This is a genomic window from Kitasatospora sp. NPDC058965 (assembly GCF_042741245.1).
In the GTDB taxonomy this organism is placed as follows: Bacteria; Actinomycetota; Actinomycetes; order Streptomycetales; family Streptomycetaceae; genus Kitasatospora.
In genome coordinates this window covers 1-9,732 of sequence record NZ_JBHYKG010000313.1, presented here as the reverse complement: position 1 = coordinate 9,732, position 9,732 = coordinate 1, and the positions used below count along the sequence as shown (strand labels likewise).

At 75.1% G+C, this 9,732-nt stretch carries 8 protein-coding genes, 1 pseudogene and 1 riboswitch; of the genes and pseudogenes, 3 read left to right on the top strand and 6 right to left on the bottom strand.

The features are described from left to right. Positions 1-17: 17 nt before the first annotated feature. The 3 genes from ACFW1A_RS33710 to ACFW1A_RS33700 are packed head-to-tail and all read right to left on the bottom strand — an operon-like array spanning position 18 to position 1,903. Positions 18-584, bottom strand: coding sequence for an NUDIX domain-containing protein (locus ACFW1A_RS33710; RefSeq protein ID WP_380415827.1), 567 nt, complete (start codon positions 582-584; stop codon positions 18-20). Between the two features lie 23 nt (positions 585-607). Beyond that, positions 608-1,033, bottom strand: coding sequence for a YchJ family protein (locus ACFW1A_RS33705; RefSeq protein ID WP_380415825.1), 426 nt, complete (start codon positions 1,031-1,033; stop codon positions 608-610). 42 nt (positions 1,034-1,075) lie between these two features. Further along, positions 1,076-1,903 (bottom strand): transglycosylase family protein, encoded by an 828-nt coding sequence (locus ACFW1A_RS33700; RefSeq protein ID WP_380415823.1) that lies wholly within the window; start codon positions 1,901-1,903, stop codon positions 1,076-1,078. A gap of 5 nt (positions 1,904-1,908) precedes the next feature. Then, positions 1,909-2,067, bottom strand: a riboswitch (cyclic di-AMP (ydaO/yuaA leader). A 479-nt stretch (positions 2,068-2,546) separates the two neighbouring features. On the opposite strand from ACFW1A_RS33700, the gene ACFW1A_RS33695 reads away from it, so the two are divergent. Both ACFW1A_RS33695 and ACFW1A_RS33690 read left to right on the top strand, forming a co-directional pair. Beyond that, positions 2,547-4,184: an APC family permease gene (locus ACFW1A_RS33695; RefSeq protein WP_380415821.1), complete on the top strand. Its 1,638-nt coding sequence runs from the start codon at positions 2,547-2,549 to the stop codon at positions 4,182-4,184. 99 nt (positions 4,185-4,283) lie between these two features. After that, complete coding sequence (locus tag ACFW1A_RS33690) at positions 4,284-6,650, top strand: SpoIIE family protein phosphatase (RefSeq protein ID WP_380415819.1); 2,367 nt, start codon at positions 4,284-4,286, stop codon at positions 6,648-6,650. A 278-nt stretch (positions 6,651-6,928) separates the two neighbouring features. On the opposite strand, the gene ACFW1A_RS33685 is transcribed toward ACFW1A_RS33690, so the two are convergent. From ACFW1A_RS33685 to ACFW1A_RS33675, 3 genes are all read right to left on the bottom strand, one after another. Beyond that, a complete protein-coding gene (locus tag ACFW1A_RS33685; RefSeq protein ID WP_380415817.1) occupies positions 6,929-7,423 on the bottom strand; it encodes a pyridoxamine 5'-phosphate oxidase family protein in 495 nt (164 codons plus the stop codon). Between the two features lie 46 nt (positions 7,424-7,469). Then, positions 7,470-7,940 carry a VOC family protein gene (locus ACFW1A_RS33680; RefSeq protein ID WP_380415815.1) on the bottom strand — a complete coding sequence of 157 codons (471 nt, stop codon included), beginning with the start codon at positions 7,938-7,940 and terminating at the stop codon, positions 7,470-7,472. A 97-nt stretch (positions 7,941-8,037) separates the two neighbouring features. Next, positions 8,038-8,784: a Mut7-C RNAse domain-containing protein gene (locus ACFW1A_RS33675; protein ID WP_380415830.1), complete on the bottom strand. Its 747-nt coding sequence runs from the start codon at positions 8,782-8,784 to the stop codon at positions 8,038-8,040. A 200-nt stretch (positions 8,785-8,984) separates the two neighbouring features. Between ACFW1A_RS33675 and ACFW1A_RS33670 the strand changes: the two are divergent. Further along, a pseudogene (locus ACFW1A_RS33670) lies at positions 8,985-9,632 on the top strand (NAD(P)H-binding protein); the annotation flags it as partial. Positions 9,633-9,732: the final 100 nt, after the last annotated feature.

Sequence of the window (9,732 nt, the reverse complement as noted above, 5' to 3'; positions counted from 1 at the left end):
CCGGCGCCGGTCGACGGTCAGTCGGCGGTGCGGGGCGCCGGGAGCTGGTGGAGGTAGGCGGCGCGGCCGGTCTCGCGCGCGGTCTGCACGGCCTCCAGCAGGGCCAGCCGGTGGGGGGACAGCTCGGTGCGCCACCGGGCCATCGGGCGGACGGCGTGGCTGCGGTGCTCGGCGGGGTCCAGGACCAGGCCGAGCAGCTGCTCGTCGTCCAGCGTGCCGCCGTCGAAGACCACGCCCACCTTGAACGGCCACCCGCCGGTCGGCGGCACGAAGAGCAGTGCCAGCAGCGGCGGCACCGGATGCGCGGGGAGGGTCAGCCCGGTCTCCTCGAAGACCTCGCGGCGCGCGCACGCCCACGGCTCGCTGCCGGACTCCAGGTTGCCGCCGGCGAACTGCCAGACCTCGGGGTCGTAGACCGACTCCAGCAGCAGCGGACGGCCTTGCCGGTCGGTGAAGTGCACGGCGGCGAACAGGATCCCGTGCGGCAGCGTGCGCAGGAAGTCCGCCAGCGGCAGCTCGGCCAGGGGGACGTCGGCCGGCGTGGGGCGGGCCGGTGACAGGTCGGTCGGCTGCAGGTCGGTCACTCGGACTCCGATGTTCGGTGCGGTCACGACGCCGTGTCGACCTCGCCGTCGAGGTACACCCAGGCACCCTCGTGGCGGACGAAGCGGCTGTTCTCGCGCATCGTCCCCGACTCGCGACCCTCCCGGAAGGAGGCGCGGAACTCCACCGTGCCGCTCTGGTGGAACGGCCCGCCCTCCGCGCTCCCCAAGATCTCCAGGCGCTCCCAGCGCAGCTCCGGCGCGAAGTCCAGCGTGCGCGGCCGGGTGTCGGGGTGCCAGGTGCGCAGCAGGTAGGCCTCGTCGCGCACCGCGAAGGCCGAGTAGCGCGAGCGCATCAACTGCTCCGCGGTGCTCGCCGGGGCGAGACCCCGGTGCAGCCTGCCGCAGCAGTCGGCGTAGGCGGCCGGCAGCCCGCACGGGCAGTCGACCGGGAGGGCGGGGGCGGTGCGGCGGCTGGTGCGTCGGGACATGGCCCCATTCTGACGGGCCGTGTCCCGACGCGGGCGCGCGGGTCAGGGGAGCTGGAGCTGCTGGCCCGGGAAGATCAGGTCGGGGTTGGTGCCGACCACGCCGACGTTGCCCTGGTAGAGGCCGTCCCAGCCGTCCAGGTGGTGGGCGTAGGCGATCCGGGACAGGCTGTCGCCGCTCTGCACCGTGTAGGTGTGGTCGCCCGGGGCGCCGGTCGGGTCGGGTGCGGTGGGCGCGGCCGGGGCGGGGGCCGACGGGGCGGGCGCGCCCGGCGCGGTGGGCGCGGCGGTGGCGGTCGGCGCCGGGGTGGTGCCGGGGGCCGTCGGGCTCGGGCTGGCCGGGGCGGGGGTCGCCGACGCGGTCGGCTGGGCGGGCGCGGGGGTGGCGGGTGCCGGCGTCGCGGTGGTGGGCTGGGTCGGGCTCTGGGTGCCGGTCGGCGCCGCGGTGGTGGGCGTGCTGGGAGTGGCGGGCGTGGTCGGGGTGACGGGCGCCGCGGGGGTCAGGGCTCCCGGCGCGGTCGCGCAGTTGCCCCAGGCGGTCGGCCCGAGGTCCGACAGCATCTGCTCGGCCACCGCGATCTGCTGCTCCCGGGTGGCGTGCGAGGGCACCGAGGCGTACTGGTCGCCGCCGTAGGCCAGCCACTGGCGCAGGGTCAGGTGCAGGCCGCCGTAGTAGCCGTCCCCGGCGTCGGCGACCCAGTTGCCGGCGGTCTCGCACTGGGCCACCGCGTCCCACTGGGTGGGCTCGGCGGCGTGCGCGCCGGTGGCGGTGAGCAGGGGGAGTGCCAGGCCCGCGCCGACGACGGTCGCCGTGGCGACCGCCTTGTCGGCCTGGGTGGGGCGGCGGTGGCGGCCGGGGCCGGAAAACACCATGCAGATGTCCCTCTCCGCACGCCTGCGAGGTGAGCTGTCGGGTTCGGGCCCAGAGAGTGGTCGGCCCGGCCGTCCCGTGCGGGACGGCTTCACCCCTAGCCGTGGGAGACGGCGTCGAAACTGGGTCCCCCGCCCCTGCCCAGAGGAGTCGTCGTGGTCCCGGGGGCGCGGTGGGCAGGATTCGGCGTTCCGCGTTCGGGGGCCCGGTGCAGTCCGGGTTGCCAGGGAGACTAGACGGATCATCATTCCGATAACAAGCTCGCATCGCATACGTCACACCAGCATCACCGAAGTCGTGCAGGAGAACCGCACGCTCCCTCAGCTGCCGGGGGGTCTGCGGACGGTCCGCGCACGGCCGGTGGGCGTGCACGTGCGCCGAGCCACCGTGCCTCCGGGGGCGGAAGGCACGGGGACTCGGCGCCCGTGGTCCAGGAGCTTCTTGAGCTGTCCCCGAGCCTGGCAGGTTCGGGCCGGCAAATCAACAGGTGTGGATGTGATTGCCGTTCAGATTCACATCAGCGAAGACCGATTGGGCCGGACGGATGGTCGCCGGTGACCCGCACCGGCGCGGGTCACGGCCCGGGCCCGGGAGCTGGGGCAGCGTCAGCAGCGCTCCTGTCGTCCCGAGAGAGGCCGCGCAGCCATGGTGTCCCTGTCCGGGTCCACAAGCAGTAAGGGCCGTCACGCGCTGCGCCGGGAGGTGGGCCTGGTCGGCCTGCTCTGGGCCTCGGTGGGCGCGATCATCGGTTCGGGCTGGCTGTTCGGCGCCGAGAAGGCGGTCAAAGCGGCCGGCCCCGCGGCGCTGCTCTCCTGGGGCATCGGGGCGGTGGCCATCGTGCTGCTGGCCCTGGTGCACGCCGAGCTGGGCGGCCTGTTCCCGGTGGCGGGCGGCACCGCCCGCTACCCGCACTACGCCTTCGGCGGCTTCGCGGGGATGAGCTTCGGCTGGTTCACCTGGCTGCAGGCGGCCACCATCGCGCCGATCGAGGTGCAGGCGATGCTGGGCTACGCCCGCCACTGGCACTGGGCGGACGGCTTCCAGAAGCACGACGGCACGCTGACCGCCTCCGGCTTCGCGGTGGCCGCCGCGCTGCTCGCGCTCTTCGTCGCCATCAACTTCCTGGGCGTCAAGTGGCTGGCCCACACCAACAGCGCCGCGACCTGGTGGAAGGTGGCGATCCCGGTGCTGACCATCGTGGTGCTGGGCGTCAAGGAGTTCCACGGCAGCAACTTCACCTCGCACGGCTTCGCGCCGTTCGGCGCCCGCGGGGTGCTCTCCGCGATCAGCACCAGCGGGGTGATCTTCGCGCTGCTCGGCTTCGAGCAGGCCATCCAGTGGGCCGGCGAGAGCACCCACCCGCGCCGCGACATCCCGCGCGCGGTGCTCGGCTCGGTGCTGATCGGCAGCGTGATCTACCTGCTGCTCCAGGTGGTCTTCATCGGGGCGCTGCCGGTGTCCAGCTTCGCCAACGGCTGGGGCGCGCTGGACTACCCGGGGATCAGCGGCCCGTTCGCCGGACTGGCCTCACTGATCGGCCTGGGCTGGCTGGCCACCGTGCTCTACATCGACGCGATCATCTCGCCCGCCGGCACCGGCCTGATCTACACCACCTCCAGCTCCCGGATCACCTACGGCCTGAGCCGCAACGGCTACGCGCCCGACGCGCTGCAGAGCACCGACCGGCGCGCGGTGCCCTGGGCCGGCCTGCTGATCGCCTTCGTGGCGGGCGTGCTCTGCTTCCTGCCGTTCCCCAGCTGGCAGCGGCTGGTCAGCTTCATCACCTCGGCGGTGGTGCTGATGTACGCCGGGGCGCCGCTGGCCTTCGGGGTCCTGCGCAAGCGGTTCCCGACCCTGGAGCGGCCCTACCGGCTGCCCGCCGGCGAGGTGATCTCCCCGCTCGCCTTCGTGGTGGCGGGCCTGGTCATCTACTGGTCCGGCTGGGACACCCTGTGGCGGCTCGGCGCCTCGATCCTGCTCGGCTACCTGCTGCTCGGCTCCTACGCCTGGTACGCGCGGGCCAAGGGGCTGCCCAACGCGCCCCGGATGGACTTCCGGGCCGGGCAGTGGCTGCCGGTCTACCTGGTCGGCATGGGGGTGATCTCCTGGCAGGGCCAGTTCGGTGTCGGGGCCACCAAGAACCTGGGCCTGTGGTGGGACATCGGGCTGGTCTCCGTCTTCTCGCTGGCCATCTACTACTGGGCGCTGGCGGTGGCGCTGCCGGTCGAGGAGATCGAGCGGAACATCTCCGACGTCGAGGTGCTGGACGCCGGCGGGCACTGACCGGCGCGTGAAGTTGGCCGCGGCCCGGAGCGCCGCGGCGGCGGCGGACGGCCGGTCGGTACAGGATGGTCGCAGGTAGACCGGGCGAGGTGGACGACTTTGGACGACTCCCGCTTCCCGTTCCTCGACGGCGTGGCAGGGGTGCTGGTCGACGGCGGTGGCAGGATCCTGGACTGCACGGCCGCGGCCGAGCGGGTGCTGGCGCTGCCCGCGACCGCGCTGCGCGGGCGGCCGGTGCGCGAGCTGCTGGCGGGCCCCGCCGAGGGCGGCCGGGACGGCGAGCCCGGGCCGGGGGCCGGCTGGCTCGGCCGGGCCACCGTGCGCACCGGCGACGGGCAGGTGGTGGACGTCGAGCTGCGGGTGCTGACGCTGCGCGCGGCAGCCCCCGGGGACCGCTCGGCGGCCCGGTTCGTGGTGCTCGGCGCACCCGGCGAGACCGCCGACCGCTGGCAGCAGGACCAGGCGTTCTCCCGCGAGCTGTTCCTGCAGGACCGGTTCGGGCTGGCGGTCTTCGACGAGGAGCTCAACCTGGTGCGGACCAACGCGCACCTGCTGCCGTACTCCGGCATCCCCACCGACCTGCGCGGCACCAGCCTGCGCGACCTGCTGCAGCCGGTGGACGCCGAGGCGGTCGAGGCGCACCTGCGCGAGGTGCTGCGGACCGGGCAGCCGCTGGTGCTGGCCGAGGAGCTCGCGCGCACCGTGGTCGACCCGCGCAGCGGGCGGATGCTGGCGATCTCCGCGTTCCGGTTGCAGGACCCGGAGGGCCGGGTGATCGGCGTGACCGCGCTGTTCAGCGACATCACCGAGCAGTACCTGGCCCGCCGACGGCTCGCCCTGCTGCACGAGGCCACCGCCGCGGCCGCCCACTCGCTCTCGGTCGGCGAGAGCGCGCAGCACCTGGCCGCCGTGCTGGCCCAGGGCTTCGCGGACGCCGCCGTGGTGGAGCTGGCCGCCGCCGTCTTCACCGGCGGGGAGCCGCTGCCGGACGCCGACGGCCGGCTGCTGCTGCGCCGCACCGGGGTGGCCGGCCCGCCCGAGGCGGTGCCCGCCGCCGGGGACACCGTGCTGGTCGGCGCGGAGGGCGACACCGAACCCGAGGACCCGGTCGACGCCTGGAGCATCCGGGTGCCGCTGGTGGCCCGGGGCGTGCTGCTCGGCCGGATCTGGGTGCGGCGGGACCGTTGGAAGGACGCGTACGAGGAGGACGACCGGGTGCTGATGCGGGAGATCGCCTCCCGTGCCGCGCTGGCCCTGGACAACGCGCGCCGCTACACCCGCGAGCACCGGGCCGCGATCGGTCTGCAGCGCAGCCTGCTGCCCCCGGCGGTCAGCTCGGTGGCGGCGGTCACCACGGCCAGCGTCTACCTGCCCACGGACACCGCGGGCGGGGTGGGCGGGGACTGGTTCGACGTCATCCCGCTCTCCTCGGCCCGGGTGGCGCTGGTGGTGGGCGACGTCACCGGGCACGGCCTGCACGCCTCCGCCACCATGGGCCGGCTGCGCACGGCGGTGCGCACCCTGGCCGACCTGGAGCTGGAGCCCGAGGAACTGCTGGTCCACCTGGACGACCTGGTGGCCCAGTTGCTGGTGGAGTCGGCCCTGGTGGCGGACATCGACGAGGAGGCCCAGTTCGCGGTGGGCGAGACCGCGGCCGACCTGCCGCAGGGCACCGAGCCGGTCACCTTCGGCGGCACCTGCCTGTACGCGGTCTACGACCCGGTCGCCCGGGTCTGCACGGTGGCCAGTGCGGGCCACCCGCCGCCGGCCGTCGCGCGCCCGGACGGCAGCGCCGACTTCCTGCCGGTGGTGCCCGGGCCGCCGCTCGGGGTCGGTGGGCTGCCGTTCGAGTCGGCCCGGGTGGAGCTGCCGCCCGGGAGCGTGCTGGCGCTCTACACGGACGGCTTGATCGAGCGCGGCGAGGGGGACATCGACGCGGGCATGGCGGAGCTGTTGCGCCGGCTCGCCGTGGTGGCGGGGGAGGAGCAGCCGCTGCGGGAGGCGGGGCAGCAACTGGTGGCCGGTCTGCCGCCGACCCGCCTGCACGACGACGTGACGCTGCTGCTGGCCCGGACCAAGGCGGTGCCGGCCGACGACACGGCGGTCTGGTCGGTGGATCCGGAGCCGGCCGCGGTGGGCCGGATCCGGGAGGCGGCGACGGCGACGCTGGTCGAGTGGGGCCTGGCCGACCTGACCTTCACCACCGAGCTGGTCCTCTCCGAGCTGGTGACCAACGCGATCCGGTACGCGGGCGGGCCGGTGACGGTGCGGCTGATCCGGGCCGACACGCTGACCTGCGAGGTCTCGGACGGCAGCGCCACCCAGCCCCGGATGCGGCGGGCCCGGCTGACGGACGAGGGCGGGCGCGGTCTGTACCTGGTCGCGCAGCTGACCAACCGCTGGGGGAGCCGGTACACGCCGGCGGGGAAGACGATCTGGACGGAGCAGGAGCTGCCGCCGGGGTGAGGCGCGCCCGGGGCGGGGCTGCCGATGCCGGGCCCCGGGCAGGAGCAGTCCCCGGTAGGTCGGGGATCGGTCCTGCGCGTCCCTGCCGTCGCTCGGGAGCGTGCTGTCGATCCGGCCTGCCGGGGGCCTGGCCAGGCCTTCGACATGGGAGTCGCTCGGACGGACGGTGAACGTCTCCACCGGCGGTGCGGCCCTCGCCTCTGTCTGGTGTACCTGTCAGTCTAACTCCGAAACCGCCGGTCAGCGGCGGTGTCCCGGGGATTTCTGCACCGGCTGCGTCAGAACGTCCAGCGGGTCGGCGTGCCCGTGAAGTCCTCGTCGGAGAGCGCGAAGACGGAGTCCGGGACGACCCGGAAGGTGGCGTTGACCGCCGGGTCGAGGAAGTCCGCGGCGTAGGCGGTCGCGTACTTCTCGTTGAGCGCGGCCAGGAAGTCCGCGATCGCCGGCGCCTCGGTGACCACCCCGGCCGTACCGTCGAGCACCACCGGGTGGTGGGCGTCGTCGGTGGCCACCGTGCAGGCCGGACCGGCGGCCAGGTTGCGGTACTTGCGCGACTGCACGCTGCTGCTGAACCAGAGCGCCTCGCGCAGCCAGACGCCCCAGACCGGCATCAGGTGCGGGCGCCCGTCCGGGCGCACGGTGGCGACCCAGTACTCGTGCGAGTCGGCGAGCCTGCGCTCGGCCCAGAACCAGGGCAGCAGTCCGCTGCCGCCGTCCGCCGGGAGGATCCCGTACCCCGGCATGTGCGGTCGGGCGCTGCGGCGCGGCGGCACGGGGTCATCCGGCCGGGCTCGGGGCCGGGGAGGCGGACGCCATCGGTCAGTTGCCGCCCATCGCGGCCTTGGCGCGGGCCGCCATCTCGGCGGCCGGCACGTCCTCGACGTGGGTGGCGACGCTCCACCGGTGGCCCCACGGGTCCTCGAAGCTGCCGGTCCGGTCGCCATAGAACTGGTCGTTCACCGGCCGCAGTTCCTTCGCCCCCGCGGCCAGTGCCCGGGCGAAGACCGCGTCGACGTCCGGCACGTAGACGTTGAGCAGCACCGGGGAGCCGCCGACCCGCTTGGGGCCCACGGCGCCCGCCTCGGGGAATTCGTCGGCGATCATCACCACCGAGTCGCCCAGCTGCAGTTCGGCGTGCCCGATCCGGCCGTCCGGGCCGGTCATCCGGTCGCCGCGCTGCTGCAGCCCGATCACCGAGGCGTAGAACTCGATCGCCGCGGCGGCCCCGTCCACGAAGAGGTAGGGCGAGACGCGCGGGTAGCCGGCCGGGATCGGCTCGACGTCGGGCATGCTGACTCCTGACCGCTGGCTGGGACCGCCGGGACGGGCCAAGCCTGGCACGGGAGCTGACGGATCGTCGGGCGCCGCGCCGTCAGCCGCCGGGGCGTCAGTTCCCCTGTCGGGCCGGGGCCGGGCCGGCGGACAGGCTCAGCGCCTCCGCGACGATCGCGTCCAGCCGGGCGTGGTGCGCGCCGCGCCAGTAGACCTGCTCGCAGTCCGCGCACTGGGCGAACACGTCGTAGGAGCGCTCGGTGCCGTCCGCCAGCCGCTCCTGCACCGCCGCCTTGTCGGCGGCGCGCAGCGTCCCGTTGCAGGCGGTGCACCTGGTCCACGGTGCCAGCGGCGGGGCGAACCGGGAGAGCACGTCGCGCAGCTGCTCGGCCGGGCGGTGGCTGTACACGTAGGCGCCGGCCCACAGCTCGCGCCGGTGCAGCAGCCCCCGGTCGCGGGAGAGCATCACCCGCTGCTCGGCGGCCGAGCGGGCGGCCAGGGCGGCGTCGCCGATGTCGAGGTTCTCGTAGGCCGCGTCCACCCCGAGCAGCCGCAGCCGGCGGGCGAGGGTGCCCAGGTGCACGTCGAGCAGGAACCGGGCGGGCCCGGCCAGCGCCTGCGGCCTGGCCACCGGGCGCACCGTGACGGACTCGCCCTGCGCGGGGATGTGCCCGTTGCGCACCGGCCGCCCGTCCACCAGCAGTTCGCCGACCTCGGTGAGCGGCACGCCGAGCGACTCGACCACGTGCCCGAGGGTGGACACCCCGTCCACCTTCACCCGGGCCCCCGCCACCCGCTTCGCGGCGGCGACGAACACCTGCAGCTCGGGTGCGAAGCCGATCTCGATCTCCGGTCTGTCCACGGTGCTGTCCACCCGGCCAGCATGCCAGGGCCGGGCGGCCGGTATCCAGCGGGTTTCGACCGGTCAGCCACCCGTCGGAAAGAGTTCACCACCCGTGCGCCCACCCTCGACACCGCCCGTCCCGTCCCACGTCCGCGCCGGGCGCGCCGGTGAACGGGGCGTGCGCGGGTCTGACGGCCCGTCGGCCTAGCATCGCCCGTATGCGGACGGTGATTGCGGGTGGCCACGGGCAGATCGCGTTGCGGTTGGAGCGGGTGCTGAGCGGGCGGGGGGAGCAGGCGGTCGGGATCGTTCGGCGGGAGGGGCAGGTCGCGGACCTGCGGGCGGTCGGGGCCGAGGCGGTGGTGTGCGATCTGGAGGCGGCCACCGTGGCGGAGGTGGCGCGGCACCTGGCGGGGGCGGACGCGGCGGTGTTCGCGGCCGGGGCCGGGTCGGGGAGCGGGGCCGAGCGCAAGGACAGCGTGGACCGGGGCGCCTGTGCGCTGTTCGCCGACGCGGCGGAGGCGGCCGGGGTGCGGCGGTTCCTGGTGGTGTCCTCGATGGGGGCCGATCCCGCGGCTCCGGACGGGGCGGACCCCGTGTTCGGCGCGTACCTGCGGGCCAAGGGGGCGGCCGACGCGGACGTGCGGGCGCGGACCGGGCTGGACTGGACGGTGCTGCGCCCGGGTCGGCTGACCGACGAGACCGGCACCGGGTTGGTCCGGCTGGCCGAGCGGACCGGGCGGGGCGCGGTGAGCCGGGACGACGTGGCCGCCGTGCTGGCCGCGCTGCTGGGCGAGCCGGGGACGGCGGGGCGGACCCTGGAGCTGGTCGCCGGGGACGCTCCGGTGGCCGAAGCCGTGCGGGCGGGCCCCCCCCCCGGCGGCCCCGGCGGCCCCCCCCCCCCCCGGCGGGGGGGCCGGGCGGGATGCCGCCAAACCGCAAACAAGGGGGATGCCGCCGGGGGTG